A 16122-nucleotide genomic window follows, 5' to 3' on the forward strand; every position below is an offset into this window, starting at 1 on the left:
TATGACCGTCAGTCGGGCCGAACACTGCCCTCGTAGATGAAGGCCATCGGCTTCGGGCCAGGCATATAGCCGGTCTCCAATCGATCGCAGCGGAATCCGGCGCGTTCGATTATCGTCTGAATCGGCCGGTTCAGATGGCAACCGCCGCTGATGCACATACCGTGCTCAACAAACAAGAGTCGCCCACCCGGTTTGAGCACGCGACGCATCTCGCCGAGCGCGTTCGCGACTTGCGGGATGGTGCACAGCGTCCACGTCGTGACAACCGTGTCGATGCTGTGATCGTCCAGCGGAATGGCTTCCGCGGATCCTTCGATGAAAGAGACCCGCATCGCCGTCGGCTGGACGCTCCGCCGTGCCATCGCGATAAGAGGAGGCGCTGGTTCGAGCGCCACGATCTCGCTGACGGGGGCGCGATAGAACGGTAAGTTCAGCCCCGAACCGATGCCAATCTCGAGTACCCGTCCCTCCGCCCCGCCGATCACACGCTCGCGGTAGGGCACGAGGCGTCGGTTGCGCATGGCGAGGTGACACAGCCTCGGCAGGATGACATTGTTGTAGAAGTCCATTGGGACGGCCTCCTAGGGGCATTTTCTCAACCGCGGTAATCCTCCCTGGCACCACCGCAGCCATCGGACTGGTTACAGACCTCGACGCTCTGCTCACCGCTGAACCGGCGCTCTCGGCTCAGAAATTTGGCGAGTTCGCCGTGTACTTTCCAGCGCCAACAGTGGCAGCAGCACGGACTTTTGCCCGAGTGCTTCATCGCGAACCGACAGCAAGATCGCCTCCAACAGAAAGCTACTGACCAGCGGAATGCCGCCCAGGAAGGTCGCCAGGAACCAGGGGTGTCGATCGCGACGCTATATCGCTGCGTTCCCGCGTCCGCGCTCCCGTATCATCCTCCCTAAAAGCGCGTTTCTCGCGCGACTACCTGATTCGGACGTAACGGGGGCACTCAACCGGACCCCGCAAGCGCGGGGAGCAGCCCAAGCAAAAGGAGGATCGCCATGAAATTCTCTCGCCGCACCTTTGTGCTCTTCACCGCTGGTCTGGCGTCTTCAATGATCCTGGAGCGCCACGCGGCAGCGGACGTCGCCACTGTCCTGGAGTCCGACGCGAACGCGAAGGCGCTCGGGTATAGGACCGATGCGAGCAAGGTCGACAAGGCGAAGTACCCTCAATTCCAGGCCGGGCAGGCGTGTGCGAGTTGTCAGTTCTTCCAGGGCAAGGCCGGCGACGCAACGGCTCCATGCACGATCTTCGGCGGCAAGCTGGTCAATGCCAAGGGATGGTGCAGCGCGTACGTGAAAAAGGCGTAAGGAGATTCGGCCGAACATGACGAGATCATCATGGAATCACGATGCGTTGTCGCGATTGTGCGGCCAGAGTTACTCGGCCTTTCAAATGCGAGAGGGCGTGGCCGAACGGGCTCCGACATCGACTGCGGGGCTCCCGCCCGGAACCCGAAATGCTTGAGGGCATACCGATCGGTCCGGAAGTTCTGACGATGCTTCGTCGTACATGACAAGCAGGATTGCTACACCGAGGGAAATGAATTCGTGCGGGTCCTGGCCTTTACCGAAGTAGCACCGACGGGCGGTCACACTGTCTTGCGTCGGCAGTGGATGATGGCTAACGGAACTGGCCGTAAAGAGGCCATGGAGCGGTGAGCTGACGTCCCCGCGGCATCGATTCGGCCCCGGCGGCCGACCGACCCTGCGGGTCCCTTTGGCGCGAGCTTGACCTTACCTGGAAGGTTCAGAATATTAAAATAGTAAGAAGGAGTTGATCATGAACATCGGTGAAGCAGCCAGGTCTTCCGGTGTATCGGCCAAGATGATTCGCTACTACGAACAGGCGAAGCTGATTCAGACCGCAGCACGCACGGAATCAAGTTACCGCGTGTACACGCACAAGGATGTCGAGGTGCTCCGTTTCGTCCATCAGGCACGTCGGCTGGGCTTCTCCATGAAGCAGATTTCCACATTACTCGGCCTGTGGGAAGACCGCAACCGCCCCAGTCGCGAAGTCAAGCTTCTGGCGCAGGCCCACATCAAGGAGTTGGGCCAGCGCATCCAGGACCTGACGGAAATGCGCGACACGCTTCAGTACCTCGCCGGGCACTGCCGGGGTGACTCGCGTCCCGACTGTCCGATTCTGGAAGGGCTGGTACGCCAAAGTCACTGATGGCAACTTGACCTTCCCATCGTTGGAACGTCGATACTGCAATTGTCATTGACAAACGGAGTTTGCGACATGGAACTGGAAGTTAAGGACATGACCTGTGGGCACTGCGCGAGCGTCATCACCAAGGCAGTCAAAGACGTCGACACGCAGGCGAAAGTCGAGATCGATATCGCGGCCCGAACAGTGCGCATTGAGTCAGCGCGCGCGGCTGGCGATTTCATATCGGCGATTCGAAGCGAAGGCTACAGCCCATTGGTTCGTGCTTGATCTGGCACGCCGGCGCAACGCCGGCGGCCAGATCGTTGCTGGCAGACCGGCTGGATCGCGCCGCTCCTGGCGCCAGGTTTGCCGCGTCTGATCGTCGCAGGCGCAGCAAGGGCATTCAGCAGTGCTAGCATCGTCATCAACGTGTTGGCACTGCGCGCGCAGTCCACGAACGCGTGCGCCGGTAGTCCCTGAGTGCAGCAGCAGACGCTCGGAGGCATCCATGCCTCGGCTGCGATCGACCGAGAATCTGCATTGCGCTGTCATCGATGAAAATCACCCTGCAACTTTGCTGATCACGATTCCCATGCACCGCTGGCGCGCAATTTTTCTCGTTCTGCTGCTGATTGTGAGTAGCCTGCCAATCCGCTCGACAGCGGCGACGTTGATGCCTGGCGATGTCCAGTCGGGAATGGGCGAAGCGCTGCCGATGCGTGATATGCGCTTCGCAGAGCAGCTTACGTACAGCGTCTCCTCGCGGTATCTCCCTGGCGCCGTGGGCGAGTGTCACTCCCAGCATCATGACAACGGGTCACCGGGTCACCGTCATGCTGTCAGTCAGTGCTGCGTGTCCACCCCATGCTGTGTCGGCGCGGTTGCGCCGACACCTTCCTCAATCTTGCCCGGTCGTGAGATTGCCATCCTGCATCCCGGGCATCCAGCCTCCGATGCGGCCACGAGCTTCCTGACGGCCGGCATCGAGCGCCCGCCGCGACTTTTTCTCGCGTAAGTGCCTCGGCCGCACCTCCGGTGCGGTCCTGATACACCCTGGCAGCCCGATGCGGCTGCCCAATCAACTTATGTCGAGGAAATCAAAATGCAAAACTCCATTGATGCCCCTTCCGCAACCTTGTCGGACAAATGGACGACAGGTCGCCGCGGATTTCTCAGGAGCGCTTTTGCGGGTGCGGCCGCCATCGCGCTACGTCCAGCGCTCATCGAGCCGGCCTGGGCCGGCGAGGGACTGACCGGCACGGGCCTTGTCGCGCCTTCACAACTCGCCGTCGTGCGCCGGACCATCGAAGTGAATGGTCGCGCGGCCAGCGTGTTCGGCATTCAGCAGCAAAACGGCACGCCAGGCCTCAGGCTGCGCGCGGGCGACGCATTCAACGTCGTCCTGCGCAATGAAACGGCGGAGCCCACCAGTGTGCACTGGCACGGGCTGACACCCCCATGGCCGAGCGACGGTGTCCCCGATGCGCCACTGCCGCTCATCGCCACTGGAGCCCAACGTAACTTCGGCTTTCCGGTCCGTGATCCGGGCACCTATTGGATGCACGCCCACACGCTTCAAGAGCAGCAACTGCTGGCTGCACCGCTGATTGTGGCCGATCCCGACCAGGCGAGGCGTGACGAGCAGGAGGTCGTGATTCTTCTGCATGACTTCTCGTTCACCTCCCCTCAGGAGCTTCTGGCGCGGCTGACGCAAAACCGTCCCGCCTCTGCTTCGGCACACTCCAGGAGTACGCCGGATGCGCACCCGGCCGGCAAGATGAGTCACGACGGCATGTCCATGGACGGCGACAGCATGCCCGGCATGGATATGTCGGGATCCGGAACCCGGCAGGCCCCGATGGCCGCAATGCAGATGGATCTGAACGACATTGACTACGACGCCTATCTCGCCAACGATCGCACGCTCGACGATCCGGAGGTCGTCCAGGTCGAGAGCGGTGGGCGGCTCCGCGTGCGCGTGATCAACGGCGCGACTGCGACGGCCTTCACCGTCGATTTCGGGAACCTCGAGGGCACGCTGATCGCCGTTGACGGTCAGCCCGTCCAGCCCGTCACGGGCCGGCGATTTCCGCTAAGCATGGCGCAGCGCATCGATGTGCGGTTAAAGTTGCCGCGCGAGCCACGCGCGTTCCCGATTCTGGCGCTGCGCGAAGGCGGCAAAGAGCGCACGGGTATCGTTCTTCAGGTGCCAGGCGCCCAGGTTGCCAGGCTTACCGCTGCCGGGAACACGCGCGGACCGGTTCTCGACCTGGCCCTCGAAACAAAGTTGCGTGCCGCTGCGCCGCTCGCCTCGCGGCGACCCAACAAGACCTTCGCCATGGCACTCGTCGGCGACATGGCCGCTTACCGTTGGGGCCTGGAAGCACGCCCCCGTATCGCCGTTGACCGCGGCGACCGGGTTGAGGTGACGCTGCGTAACACGAGCATGATGGCCCACCCAATGCATCTGCATGGACATCATTTCCAGGTCGTCGCAATCGATGGCCGGCGCTTCGCAGGCGCAGTGCGGGACACCGTGCTGGTGCCGCCCGGGCGCTCGGTCACAATCGCCGTTGACGCCAACAACCCCGGGCAGTGGGCGTTTCACTGCCATCACCTGTATCACATGGCGACCGGCATGATGACAACCTTCGCCTATAACGCCTAAGCTTGAGCAAGCCGCCGGCACCCGCTGGCGGCAACCCTGACCATGCTGCCACGGGCCAATGGGACAACCCTGGATTGTCACATTGGTCACGCCAAGCGAATGGTTGATCCTCGTCAATTGTGCTTTCCGATGGACTCGCACAATGGAACCTTCTTTTATTGGAGCAGGCGCCATGAAAACGAGAATCGCCTTGTTCGTCGCAAGCGCGGCGTTAATTGCAGCATCAAGCGTGTCCGCCAACGATGCGCATCATCCGGAGGGCGCCGCGGGGAACTCGACGTCGCCGGCAGCTACAACGGCTAACGCCAAACAGGCCGGATCGACGCCCGAGTCCGCCAAACGCCTTGACGAAGTGCACCAGCAGATGCAGAAGATGCTGGCTCAAATGGACAAGATCCGCCAAACGAACGATCCGGTGGAGCGCAAGCGCCTGCTGGATGAGCACATGCAGACGATGCAGGACACGATGCAGGCGATGCACTCGATGGGTGGCCCGATGATGATGCAAATGATGAGCGGGCAAGGCATGGGAGGCGCAACCAATCGCACAGACAGCGGTAAGCGCGGAACAGGTCCGAACCAGCGCATGACCATGATGGAAGAACGCATGGACATGATGCAGATGATGATGGAACAAATGATGGAGCAGCAAAAACAGTCGTCACCCGCCCAATAAGCTGCCGCGACGATGGTCGCCGTTTGGCGGAGTCATCTACCAAATACGAATCTCGCCGTTCACGAGTTGTCGGGTCAACGCCGGCAACTCGGCAAGTCCCTGCTCGATTCGCTCTTCTATACCTCGGCGCTGCGCAGGGGAAAGTCCGTCCGGTGCGCACACGTCCACCGCCGCCAGCTGCGGCTGATCGATTGGCTGGCCAATGGCCGACAGCAGGCGAACGGTCACCTCGACCACGCCGTCGACATCATTGAGAATGCGTTGGGCCAATTGGTGCGCCAGTACGTTGTAAAGCTTCCCTACATGGGCAGCTGGGTTCTTGCCTGCGGCGGCCTCAAGCGACATCGGACGGTAGGGCGTGATCAAGCCGTTCACGCGATTGCCACGACCGACTTCACCGTCATCGCCCTGCTCGGCGCTCAGACCGGTTACAGTCAGATACAAGCCGCTTTCGTCGTGGGCGCCGAGATCATCCAGCGTATTGATGCGAAGCGTGCAGGCTTGTCTCACGCCTTCGCCGACTCGCTGAGCGACGCCAGCCTTCAAATCAAAATAATCCGCTACGTCTCCCACCCCACGATCGATGAAGGCGGCCGCGAGCGTGAGTGCGATACGGTCGCCAACGCGATGTCCCATGATCTTGTAATCCCGTCCAATCGCCGGAAATGCAGCGCGCAGGTCGTCGGAGTTCAAGATATCCGAAGCTGCTTTCACCTGCTGTTCAAGACATGACAGCGGTGCGTAGCCGACGCCGAAGGACGTGTCATTGGCGAGCGGCATTGCCGCAGGGCCGTTCACGCGACGAAGGCTCGGTGCACTGGCACGTACCGCAGGCTCCACCGCGATCATGCTCGAGTCGACGTCCAACGTCCCTTTCAGGTGAGCGTAGATGGCTTCCTGGATGATCGCCTCCGCCGATTGTGAAGCCAGCTCGGCAACTGGCCCCGAAACGATCAGTCTCATAGGCCGCAGCAGACGGCCGCCGCGGAATTTCGGCGCGCTCAATCCCCCAATCAATAGTGCTTTGTCCAGGTTGAAATGCTGAACAGCGCCGTAGTCGGCAAGGTATGCGCGACTAAGCGAGCGGGCAGCTGCCTCGACCGCGTTGTCGCACAACGTATCGGGGTGCCCGACACCCTTGTGTTCGCACATTTCCGTGCCGGCATCGGAGTGAAGCGCCGCGCGTCTGACGCAGACGACGATGTTCGACGTAGAGGACATGAACAAATGGCTATCGGTGTCGGGAAGGAGTGACTCAAGTTAATCTTGAGCCACGTCAACGTGGGATCTCTTGATGCATGTCAATCTCAGCATACCCGTGGTCTCTACATTGAACACACGCAGTCAAAGTAACGCACGCGCGCCGCACGGTAGCGATCGATGACGTGCTCATGGTGAACCTCGTGTCGCTCCCGCCGGACAATCCGGCGGGTAGCAAACTACGTGAGGCAACAGGTCAGCGCGAGTTGCATTTCTGATGAGTCAATGCGCACGACCGGCCATCGTAGTTGTCGCGCAACCGACCGGACATCGTAGTTGACGATATCCACTTTCTGACGTGGAGAACAGAGGAATGTCTGAAACTGCGGCCAATCAAACTCGAGTCGGAAGATCCCCATCTGAGCCCGTGACGTGTCTGCCGCGCGCGGCTCAGGAAGGAGAAGTAGCCGAGCCTTCGGCACCTGCGTTGTCTGACCCATTTCGCGATCCGCTCGACTATCTGCGGGACTTCTGCGAGCGGAGCGTGCTCTTCTGGGATACCTTGCGGCAACGCGCCGACCGCATGATCGCGCACGCGCGAGTTGGCAAGCCGCCATTGCTTGACTTCGACTATGAACTGCTGCTCGACGCGCGGCGCTTCGAGCATCCCGCGAACTACGCGCTGGTGCGCATTACGCGCGCTGGCGATGTGTGCTTCGACGAGTGCCTGGACGAGTCGAAGCCGCCTGTCATTGTCGTCGATCCGCGCGCCGGGCATGGACCAGGCATCGGCGGCTTCAAGCGCGATTCGGAAGTCGGCATGGCGATGCACGAAGGCCATACGGTCTATTTCGTCATGTTCTTCCCGGAACCCTGTCCCGATCAGACGCTTGTCGACGTGCTGCATAGCCTGCGGCGGTTCGTCGAAGAGGTCGCGCGGCGCCATCCCGGCAAGCCGCCGGTGCTCTATGGGAACTGTCAGGCAGGGTGGGCGATCACGCTGCTCTCAGCCGATTGCGAGGGGCTTGTCGGCCCGGCTGTGCTCAACGGTTCGCCGCTTTCCTATTGGGCTGGCGAGCCGGGGGTAAATCCGATGCGCATCGCCGGCGGGCTGGTTGGTGGCGCCTGGCTCACGCACCTGCTCGCCGATCTGGGAGACGGTCGTTTCGACGGCGCCTGGCTTGCGGCCAATTTCGAAAACCTGAAGCCGGAGGCGGTCTGGGAGAAGTACGCAAACCTGTTCGCTCACGTCGATACCGAGCGGGAGCGCTTTCTCGAGTTCGAGCGCTGGTGGAACGGCTTCTATTTCCTGAGTCGGAACGAGATCCTGGCGATTGTCGAGAACCTCTTTATTGGCGACCGGCTCGAGCAGGGGAGCTTTCGCATCTGCGACGGCTGCACCGCCGACCTGAAGCGGATCCGCAATCCACTCGTGATCTTCGCCTCGTACGGCGACAACATTACTCCACCACAGCAGGCGCTCGGCTGGATTCCGGCCGTCTACAAGGACGACGCGGAACTCCGGGCAGCGGGGCAACGCATCGTCTATCTGACAAACCCGCATGTCGGCCACCTTGGCATATTTGTTTCGGCGAAGGTGGCTCGCCTCGAGCACCGCGCGATCCTCGAAAGCCTTGAGGAAATCGAACGCCTCGCTCCGGGTCTCTACGAGATGAAAATTGATGACCCCACGGGCAATCCCGACTGCCACAAGCCGCAATATTCGGTTCACTTCGAGGAGCGGCAGATCGCGGATCTAAAGCTTGGCTTGCACGATGCCGCCTTTGAACGGGTGCGGCAGGTGTCGGAGTTGAATGAACAGCTCTATGCGGCATTCGTGAGCCCTGTGATTCAGGCCTTCACTAGCCCGTGGACTGCGGCCGTGCTCGAGTGGCTGCACCCGATGCGCACGAGCCGCTACCTGCTTTCGGCGACATTCAGTCCGTGGATGAACAGCGTCGACGAGTACGCCCGGCTGATCGAGAAACGCCGGGCACCGCTCGAGCAACACAACTCCTATTTCGCGTTCGAGCAGTTGACGATCGAGCAGGTCTCCAGGGCGATCGAGGAATCACGCAAGCAGCGGGATGCTACTGAAGAACGGCTTTTTGCCCTCCTTTATGGCGGGGAGAGCCTGTGCGTCGCCTCGCACTTGCCTTGAGCGATCTGGACCGCGTCCGACAGATAACCAGGCTGAGCACGTCTGCGTTGCCGCTGTTGGCGGGCGGTCCCAAGCCGCTGAGGGCCAGGCGGTTTCAAAGGGTCGTCAGGGATGCGCAACATCGTTCGCATCGGCGCCCAGTTCCGAAGACTTCGTGGCCTGCCAGACGGCGGAAGGCGGTGGCGCCGAAAGCGCGCCATTGCGGCGCGCCTGTCAGAAGAGCGCTTACCAATTGCCGCCCAACACAGGTTAGCGCATGTTGCCAGTGTGCCCCAGCGAATAACGCCCGGGTTGTGGCCAGACCGCGAGGCCGTGCGGTTCCATGCCGACCGGAATGGACTTTACCGAACCGGTGGCGGTGTCGATTGCATAGACCACGTCGTCGAACCGTCCCGACAGCCATAACAGCTTGCCGTTTCCGCTGACGTTGCCCATGTCCGGACTGCCGCCGCCGGGAATCGGCCAGTTCGCGACGACCTTGCGCGTCGCGAAGTCGATCACCGACACACTGCCCTTACCGTGGCGCGGTCCGTGAACGAGATTGGATCCGCGATTGGCGACATACAGCTTCGTGCCGTCGCGGCTTGGGTACAGCCCGTGGGTGCCGACGCCGGTCTTCACGAAGCCGACCTTCGTGAAGCTTTCGCCATCGACCAGGTAGACACCATCGGCCATCATGTCGGCGACATAGAACACCTTGCCGTCAGGCGAGACACGAATGTCCTGCGGCATGCCCTTCTTGTCGAGCTGAAGGTAGCCCACGACCTTGCGGTTGACGAGATCGATCTTGGCCAGCTTCCCGCCGAATTCGCAGGTGAAAAGCACGTACTTGCCATCAATGGAAAAGTCCGCGTGATTGATCCCCTTGCACTGCGGCACATCGAGGCTCGATTTAAGCGCCATCGTGTGCGGATCGCGAAAATCGAGGCGCGCGTGCGCTTCCGCGACGACGATGGCCTCCTTGCCGTCCGGCGTGAAATACATGTTGTAGGGGTCGTCGACCATGACTTCCTTGCCGGGCTTGCCCGTCTTCGGATCGATCGGCGTCAGGCTGCCGTCGGGGCGGCCTTCGGCATTGTTGGCTACCCACAGGGTCTGCAGGTCCCATGACGGAACGACGTGCTGCGGGCTGTAGCCGACGGGAAACCGGTCGACGACCTTGTACGTGGCCGGATCGATCACATAGACGTCGTTAGAGCGCAGGTTGGGCACGTAGATGCGCGGCAATGCGCCGGCCACCGCCGGGCTGAGGTGGCCGGCGCCGGCGTCGCTATACAGGTTGCCAGGATTCACGACCGGTGGCATGCCGGCCACCGTGGCAACAGCCGGCGCTGCGGATGCGGCGCAAGCAACCCACAAACCGGCCAACGCAACGCTGACCGACGATACAAGGCGCGACAGACGACGGGAACACACATGCATGGCAAATTCCGTTATCAAGTGAAGGAGTAACTGAAAGCAAGGACTGGATGCCGGCGAACTTACTGACGGCCGGCAGTCTCTTTTTTGACCGCATCGATTGTGCGCGATACGATCGCATCAGTGCCCAGCTGACCGATTTCGGCGCTTGAGCGACGCGGGTCGCCACCATAGACGCCGTCGGCAGGCCCGAGTTTCGGGCCGTTGCGCAGGCGCTCAAGGCGCACCATCTGCGGGGCGACGGCCAGCAGCAGCGACGTATCCGCAAGTCCCGCGTGGGTGCCGATCTCGTCGTCGCGATAGCCGTGCTGGCGCAGGATCTGCGCGTAACCGTCGGAGCTCGCAGAGTAGTACTCCGGCGGCACGAATGCGCGGGCACCCGAGCCGGCCCAGGTCTTGTTGAGCTGGGCGACCGCCCGCCTGATGTCGTTCTGATAGCCACCGTGATCACCGAGAAAAACGATGTTCGTGAACCCGTGCACCTTGAAGCTGTTCGCTGCCGACTCCAGCGTTTTCTCGAACACGTCGTCGGGCACGGTGATGGTCCCTGGAAAGCGCATATGCGAGGTCGGCGGTGCGTAGCCTCCTTCGGGCACGTACGCGATAACCGGCGCGACGAGCGCGTTGCCGAGGCCCTCTGCAATACGCTGGGACAGCACCTTCACCCGCGCATTGTGCTTGCCGAGCGCAACATCGGGCCCGCTTTGTTCGGTCCCGCCGATGGGGATGATGATGGTGGTCTTGCCTGCGTGAATCTGATCGCGCAGCTCGGTCCAGGTCAGATCCTCAAGTTGCACCGTTTTTGGCGTCTGTGCGAGGACGGTCTGGGTAGTGACAAGCAAAATGACGGAAGCGAAAGCTCGCCGTAGGGTGAAGCGCATCCTGAATCCTCGAAGGAAGGTGTGTGAGTATCGGGGAGCAGTTTACGGGAGCCCGGCCGACAAGGGAACGACTCTTCCGTGATCGCGCTCAATTCGCTCGCTGATGACTGGATCGCTTGCACTGGCGTGTACCGCTGCGCGGCCGGGTGGTGTGTGCGCGAAAGGTAACCGCGGGCAATGGTCAAGCGCCTTCGAACTCGGCCTCACGACGAATGGCGTTGCGATACGTAGTCCGCGCGATCAGCCGTGATTTCCGGCGTGTCGGACACGACAGCGCGGCTGGCTTTTACCTTGCGGTACCGCGCTGTGCCTTTCCGCCACCGGTCAGTGAGGCTGTCAACCGGAAACAGCTGTTTCGAGCGCACGGCTTACACTACGAGCCGCTTTAACTGGAGGCGGACATGCCTAGACTTTCGCCGCCCGCAGCCGGAGCGCATTCCCGATCACCGACACGGAACTCAACGCCATCGCGGCGCTCGCGATAATGGGGCTGAGCAGGATGCCCAGCCACGGATAGAGAACGCCGGCGGCGATCGGGATGCCGATCACGTTGTAGGCAAACGCGAAAAACAGGTTTTGCCGGATGTTCTTCATCGTGCCGACGCTCAGTGCGCGCGCTTTCGCGATGCCGCGCAGGTCGCCCTTGACGAGCACCACGCGTGCGCTGCTCATCGCGACATCCGTCCCGGTTCCCATCGCAATACCGACATTGGCTTGCGCAAGGGCAGGTGCATCGTTGACACCATCGCCTGCCATCGCGACGACGCGCCCCTGGTTCTGCAACTCCTGGACGTGCTTGTATTTGTCCTGCGGCAATACGCCCGCTTTGACACCATCGAGCGAGAGCGCCTTTGCAACCGCGTTGGCCGTCACCGGATTATCGCCAGTGAGCATGATGATTTTCACGCCGGATGCACGCAGCAGCCGGATTGCCTCCGGCGTCGTGCCTTTGACGGAATCGGCGACTCCGATGCAGCCAGCGGGTTTGCCGTCGACGGCCAGGTACATCACGGTCTGCCCCTGTTCACGCAGCGTTTCGGCCCGCTCGCCCAGCGCGGCCAGGTCGACGAGGTTATCCTCCATCAGCCGCGCGTTCCCGAGCGACACGGCGTGGCCGTCGATGTTGCCCGCCACGCCCTTGCCCGGCACCGCCGCGAAATCCCGCACTTCCCGGATCGCCGCACCAGCAGCCTTCGCCCGGGCGATGATCGCCTGCGCAAGCGGATGCTCGCTCAGCCCTTCGAGACTCGCCGAGTAAGACAGCACATCAGCCTCCGACATGCCGGCGAGCACTTCGACGGCCTGCACCTGCGGCTTGCCTTCGGTCAACGTGCCGGTCTTGTCTACCACCAGGGTGTCGACCTTTTCCATCAGTTCGAGCGCCTCCGCATCCTTGATCAGCACTCCCTCCTTCGCACCCCGGCCGACACCGACGATGATCGACACGGGTGTCGCCAGTCCAAGTGCACACGGACACGCGATGATCAGGACGCTGATCGCGACCACCAGCGCGTGCGCTAGCGCGGGCGCCGGGCCAACGAGTGCCCACACCGCGAATGACAACGCAGCGATCCCCAGGACCGCGAGCACGAACCATCCGGACACCTTGTCGGCCAGCTTCTGGATCGGGGCGCGCGAGCGGCCCGCGTCAGCCACCATCTGAACGATCCTCGCGAGCAACGTCTCGGCGCCCACCTTTTCCGCGCGCATCACGAACGAACCAGTCTGGTTCACGGTAGCACCCGTCACCTTGCTGGCGGGTCCCTTCTCGGCCGGTATCGACTCACCGGTAATCATCGACTCGTCGATGCTCGACTGACCTTCAATAACCACGCCATCAACCGGCACCTTCGAGCCGGGCTTCACGCGCAGCACATCGCCGACTGCCACGGCGTCGAGTCCCACTTCCTCTTCGGTGCCGTCCGCGTTGACCCGAAACGCCGTGTTCGGCGCAAGACTGAGCAGATCCCGGATCGCGCTCGACGTGCGTGACCGGGCGCGCAGCTCGAGCACCTGGCCGAGCAGAATCAGCGTCACGATCACTGACGCCGCTTCGAAGTAGAGTGGAAGGTCGTTTCCCTGCCGGAAAGCCTGCGGCAATTGCGCAGGAAAGAACAAGGCGAAGAGGCTGAAAGCATAGGCGACCGCCACACCCAGCCCGATCAGGCTGAACATGTTGAGTTGCCACGTCACGAACGAGCGCCAGCCGCGTTCCAGAAACGGCCATCCAGCCCATAGCACGACGGGCGTCGCCAGCAGCGCCTGTGCACACTGGGCCCAGGTTACCGACATCAGATGCGGCCAGGCCAGATTGGCACCCAGGCGATTGATGAGTGCGCCGAGGTCAAGCGAGGGCAGCATAGCGCCCGTCGTGATCCACAGGAGCGGGATCGACAACACCAGCGCAACCCAGAACCGGCGTGTCATCGATTCCAGTTCGGGATTGCGCTCCCCGGTGGCCGCCGGCATGACGGGCTCGAGCGTCATGCCGCAGATCGGGCAGTTACCAGGAGCCGGTTGGCGTACCTGCGGGTGCATCGGGCAGGTATAAACGACGCCGGGTTTTCTTACGGGCGCCGGCTGGGGGCGGTCCGATACATGAACGTATTTCGTTGGCTCCGCCCGAAAGGCATCGCCGCACTTTGTACTGCAAAAATAGTAGGTTGTCCCTTTGAATTCGATGGAGCGCGCGGTGGCTGAACTGACGCGCATTCCGCAAACGGGATCGGTGACATCCTCCTTCGCCGCCTCTATGGCGCCTCCGGCGGGCGCTTCCGGGTGGGAGTGATGGGCAATATGTTCGTCTTGCATGGGAACTCCACTCAAGGGTCAGTGCGCGTGCCTCACAGGCGCCTCAACCGGGCTGCTGGCCGGGGGCGTAGCGTGTACTTCTCGCAGTCTAGCCATGCTTGCCCGAATTCGCGCTCTGCTATGGCGCCAGGCGACAACCCGTAGCGGCAAAATTTCCGCGCGTTGCGCAGCCTGCTGCGATCGGGCAACCCGGCATGCTTCGGAATTGTCCACCTCAATTGCCCCTTCAGCTTGACCCACATCAAGCCGGTGATGGCCGAACCCACTAGCCTGTAGTCGTATTGTAGGAATGTGTGACGCGCAGGCGTAGTGCGTTGGGGGAGTCTGCAAATCAAATGAACGATGTAAACGACCACTTATCCCGACGCCGCGCGCCTGTTGTGGGAAGACTCGCTCCTCACGCCGATGTGCAAGCGCAAGCGCGGAGAAATCTGATGAGCTCTGTGACGCATTCGAGTCTCCCCAATGGGGGAAACGGTGGACTGGGCTCCCCGGAGTTGCCGCGGTTCGCGCACATCATGCGCGCCTTCATCGAAGCAGGTTGGGCGCATTACGTGCAGCGGCTGCACCTCGGGCGGAACGTGTCGGGCATCGCTTCACAGGCGGGGCACACCAGCGATGATGATGCGAAGCGATTTCGGGAAACGCTCGAACGGCTTGGGCCTGCATTCGTCAAGTTTGGTCAGCTCCTGAGTCTGCGGCGCGACATGCTCCCGGAGATTTACATCGAGGAGTTACAGAAACTTCAGGACAACGTCGCACCATTTTCCGGTGCGCAAGCGCGTGCCATTGTCGAGTCCGGGCTGGGCAGGCCGGTTCACGAACTATTTCTCGAATTTGACGAGTCGCCTCTTGCGGCCGCGTCGATTGGTCAGGTTCACGCGGCCCGCCTCTTCGACGGCACCAGTGTCGTCGTCAAGGTGCAGCGCCCAGGTATCGAGCCGATTATTCAGGCTGATCTAAACGTCTTGCGCTTTCTGGCACGGCGGCTGGAACGATATGTGCCCGAGAGCCGGCGGTTCGGACCACTGGATCTCGTCGAGGAGTTCGCCCAGATCATCACGGAAGAACTGGACTATCGAACCGAAGGACGCAATGGCGACCATCTGAGAGAGGATTTACAGGACGATCCCGGTGTGTTTGTGCCCCGCATCTACTGGGACTTCACCAGTTCGCGTGTGCTGACGATGGAGCGAAGCCTGGGGCACAAGATGGCCGAGCAGACAGACGCTGACCCGGCGGATCGAAAACGGCTTGCCGCAAATCTGATGGCATCGTTCCTGAAGCAGGTGTTCGAGCACGGTTTCTTCCACGGCGATCCGCACCCCGGCAACGTGTTTGTCCGTGCCGATGGCCGATTGTGTTTCCATGATTTCGGCATCATGGGACGGCTATCTGCGCACGATCAGGAGTCGCTCGGACAACTCATCCTGGCCGTCGGTTCCGCAGACGTTCCGTGGATGGTAGATGCCTACTTCGACATGGGCGTTGCTGCCAGTGAGGTCAATCGGGAAGCCTTTACCCGCGATGTTTACGGTGCGCTTGGCGCGTACTATGAGGCGGCCGGAAAAGGGTATTCGTTCGGCGAAATCGTGCGCCAGTTCGCGCACCTCAGCCAGCGGCATCAGATTCGTTTGCCACGGCAGTTTTTGCTTGTTTCGAAGGCGTTCATGCTCGTCGAATCACAGGCCATCACACTCGATGCGAGCTTCAACGCGATAAAGGCGTTGCAGGATTACGCACCGCATCTGGTCAGTCGCCGGATTCTGCGGGGATTCACTCCGCTTTCGGAACTCAGTAGAGGATTCCGCGCACTGCATTCGATACATCACGCGATTGACCGCTTTCCCGACATATTGAACCGGGCGGTCGATGTCCTCGGCAGCGGGACAGCGACCGTGCATGTTCAACACGAGCAGTTGCAAGGCCTGGAGAAGCATATTGACCGCGCCAGCAACCGGCTGAGCCTGAGTCTGATCATTGCGAGCATCGTCGTCGGATCGTCGATTGTCATGGCCTTCCACGGTGGCCCCCACTATGCTGGCATTCCCATCCTGGGCCTCGTCGGTTTTGTCGTCGCCGCCGTCATGGGACTGGCCTGGGCAATCGCCATCTTGCGGTCCGGAAAATTCTAGCT

At 61.6% G+C, this 16122-nt stretch carries 13 protein-coding genes; 8 read left to right on the forward strand and 5 right to left on the reverse strand.

Annotated elements, in window-relative coordinates:
• Positions 1-8 precede the first annotated feature (8 nt).
• Positions 9-569 carry a class I SAM-dependent methyltransferase gene (locus tag CJU94_RS36495; RefSeq protein ID WP_011875647.1) on the reverse strand — a complete coding sequence of 187 codons (561 nt, stop codon included), beginning with the start codon at positions 567-569 and terminating at the stop codon, positions 9-11.
• A gap of 441 nt (positions 570-1010) precedes the next feature.
• Here CJU94_RS36495 and CJU94_RS36500 point away from each other — a divergent pair, with 441 nt between their 5' ends.
• The 6 genes from CJU94_RS36500 to CJU94_RS36525 all read left to right on the forward strand — a co-directional run bounded on the left by CJU94_RS36500 (position 1011) and on the right by CJU94_RS36525 (position 5513).
• Positions 1011-1322: a high-potential iron-sulfur protein gene (locus CJU94_RS36500; RefSeq protein ID WP_011875648.1), complete on the forward strand. Its 312-nt coding sequence runs from the start codon at positions 1011-1013 to the stop codon at positions 1320-1322.
• Positions 1323-1794: 472 nt separating this feature from the next.
• Entirely contained in the window at positions 1795-2190 is a 396-nt protein-coding gene (gene cueR / locus CJU94_RS36505) for a Cu(I)-responsive transcriptional regulator (protein ID WP_011875649.1), read from the forward strand.
• Between the two features lie 69 nt (positions 2191-2259).
• Positions 2260-2457, forward strand: a complete 198-nt coding sequence (locus CJU94_RS36510; RefSeq protein ID WP_043292965.1) for a heavy-metal-associated domain-containing protein — start codon at positions 2260-2262, stop codon at positions 2455-2457.
• Positions 2458-2677: 220 nt separating this feature from the next.
• Entirely contained in the window at positions 2678-3184 is a 507-nt protein-coding gene (locus CJU94_RS36515) for a hypothetical protein (protein ID WP_011875651.1), read from the forward strand.
• 87 nt (positions 3185-3271) lie between these two features.
• On the forward strand, positions 3272-4837 hold the full coding sequence (locus tag CJU94_RS36520; RefSeq protein WP_011875652.1) for a multicopper oxidase family protein: 1566 nt from the start codon (positions 3272-3274) through the stop codon (positions 4835-4837).
• 172 nt (positions 4838-5009) lie between these two features.
• A complete protein-coding gene (locus CJU94_RS36525) occupies positions 5010-5513 on the forward strand; it encodes a hypothetical protein (protein WP_011875653.1) in 504 nt (167 codons plus the stop codon).
• 36 nt (positions 5514-5549) lie between these two features.
• On the opposite strand, the gene CJU94_RS36530 is transcribed toward CJU94_RS36525, so the two are convergent.
• Positions 5550-6734, reverse strand: coding sequence for a methionine adenosyltransferase (locus tag CJU94_RS36530; RefSeq protein WP_011875654.1), 1185 nt, complete (start codon positions 6732-6734; stop codon positions 5550-5552).
• Positions 6735-7086: 352 nt separating this feature from the next.
• On the opposite strand from CJU94_RS36530, the gene CJU94_RS36535 reads away from it, so the two are divergent.
• Entirely contained in the window at positions 7087-8874 is a 1788-nt protein-coding gene (locus CJU94_RS36535) for a DUF3141 domain-containing protein (protein WP_011875655.1), read from the forward strand.
• A gap of 249 nt (positions 8875-9123) precedes the next feature.
• Here the strand turns inward: CJU94_RS36535 and CJU94_RS36540 are convergent, their stop codons facing one another.
• From CJU94_RS36540 to CJU94_RS36550, 3 genes are all read right to left on the reverse strand, one after another.
• Positions 9124-10296, reverse strand: a complete 1173-nt coding sequence (locus tag CJU94_RS36540; protein WP_011875656.1) for a YncE family protein — start codon at positions 10294-10296, stop codon at positions 9124-9126.
• Positions 10297-10355: 59 nt separating this feature from the next.
• Positions 10356-11174 carry a creatininase family protein gene (locus tag CJU94_RS36545; RefSeq protein ID WP_011875657.1) on the reverse strand — a complete coding sequence of 273 codons (819 nt, stop codon included), beginning with the start codon at positions 11172-11174 and terminating at the stop codon, positions 10356-10358.
• Positions 11175-11579: 405 nt separating this feature from the next.
• The gene (locus tag CJU94_RS36550; protein WP_011875658.1) at positions 11580-13985 is read right to left on the reverse strand and encodes a heavy metal translocating P-type ATPase; all 2406 of its coding nucleotides are present in this window, start codon (positions 13983-13985) and stop codon (positions 11580-11582) included.
• Positions 13986-14419: 434 nt separating this feature from the next.
• On the opposite strand from CJU94_RS36550, the gene CJU94_RS36555 reads away from it, so the two are divergent.
• Complete coding sequence (locus CJU94_RS36555; RefSeq protein ID WP_011875659.1) at positions 14420-16120, forward strand: ABC1 kinase family protein; 1701 nt, start codon at positions 14420-14422, stop codon at positions 16118-16120.
• Positions 16121-16122 lie beyond the last annotated feature (2 nt).

It is taken from the genome of Paraburkholderia aromaticivorans, from assembly GCF_002278075.1.
Taxonomy (GTDB): Bacteria; Pseudomonadota; Gammaproteobacteria; order Burkholderiales; family Burkholderiaceae; genus Paraburkholderia; species Paraburkholderia aromaticivorans.

What these genes read in the sequence shown, in the direction of transcription:
- CJU94_RS36495 (WP_011875647.1), bottom strand. Translation starts at nt 569, where the DNA reads ATGGACTTCTACAACAATGTCATCCTGCCGAGGCTGTGTCACCTCGCC.
- CJU94_RS36500 (WP_011875648.1), top strand. Translation starts at nt 1,011, where the DNA reads ATGAAATTCTCTCGCCGCACCTTTGTGCTCTTCACCGCTGGTCTGGCG.
- cueR (WP_011875649.1), top strand. Translation starts at nt 1,795, where the DNA reads ATGAACATCGGTGAAGCAGCCAGGTCTTCCGGTGTATCGGCCAAGATG.
- CJU94_RS36510 (WP_043292965.1), top strand. Translation starts at nt 2,260, where the DNA reads ATGGAACTGGAAGTTAAGGACATGACCTGTGGGCACTGCGCGAGCGTC.
- CJU94_RS36515 (WP_011875651.1), top strand. Translation starts at nt 2,678, where the DNA reads ATGCCTCGGCTGCGATCGACCGAGAATCTGCATTGCGCTGTCATCGAT.
- CJU94_RS36520 (WP_011875652.1), top strand. Translation starts at nt 3,272, where the DNA reads ATGCAAAACTCCATTGATGCCCCTTCCGCAACCTTGTCGGACAAATGG.
- CJU94_RS36525 (WP_011875653.1), top strand. Translation starts at nt 5,010, where the DNA reads ATGAAAACGAGAATCGCCTTGTTCGTCGCAAGCGCGGCGTTAATTGCA.
- CJU94_RS36530 (WP_011875654.1), bottom strand. Translation starts at nt 6,734, where the DNA reads ATGTCCTCTACGTCGAACATCGTCGTCTGCGTCAGACGCGCGGCGCTT.
- CJU94_RS36535 (WP_011875655.1), top strand. Translation starts at nt 7,087, where the DNA reads ATGTCTGAAACTGCGGCCAATCAAACTCGAGTCGGAAGATCCCCATCT.
- CJU94_RS36540 (WP_011875656.1), bottom strand. Translation starts at nt 10,296, where the DNA reads ATGCATGTGTGTTCCCGTCGTCTGTCGCGCCTTGTATCGTCGGTCAGC.
- CJU94_RS36545 (WP_011875657.1), bottom strand. Translation starts at nt 11,174, where the DNA reads ATGCGCTTCACCCTACGGCGAGCTTTCGCTTCCGTCATTTTGCTTGTC.
- CJU94_RS36550 (WP_011875658.1), bottom strand. Translation starts at nt 13,985, where the DNA reads ATGCAAGACGAACATATTGCCCATCACTCCCACCCGGAAGCGCCCGCC.
- CJU94_RS36555 (WP_011875659.1), top strand. Translation starts at nt 14,420, where the DNA reads ATGAGCTCTGTGACGCATTCGAGTCTCCCCAATGGGGGAAACGGTGGA.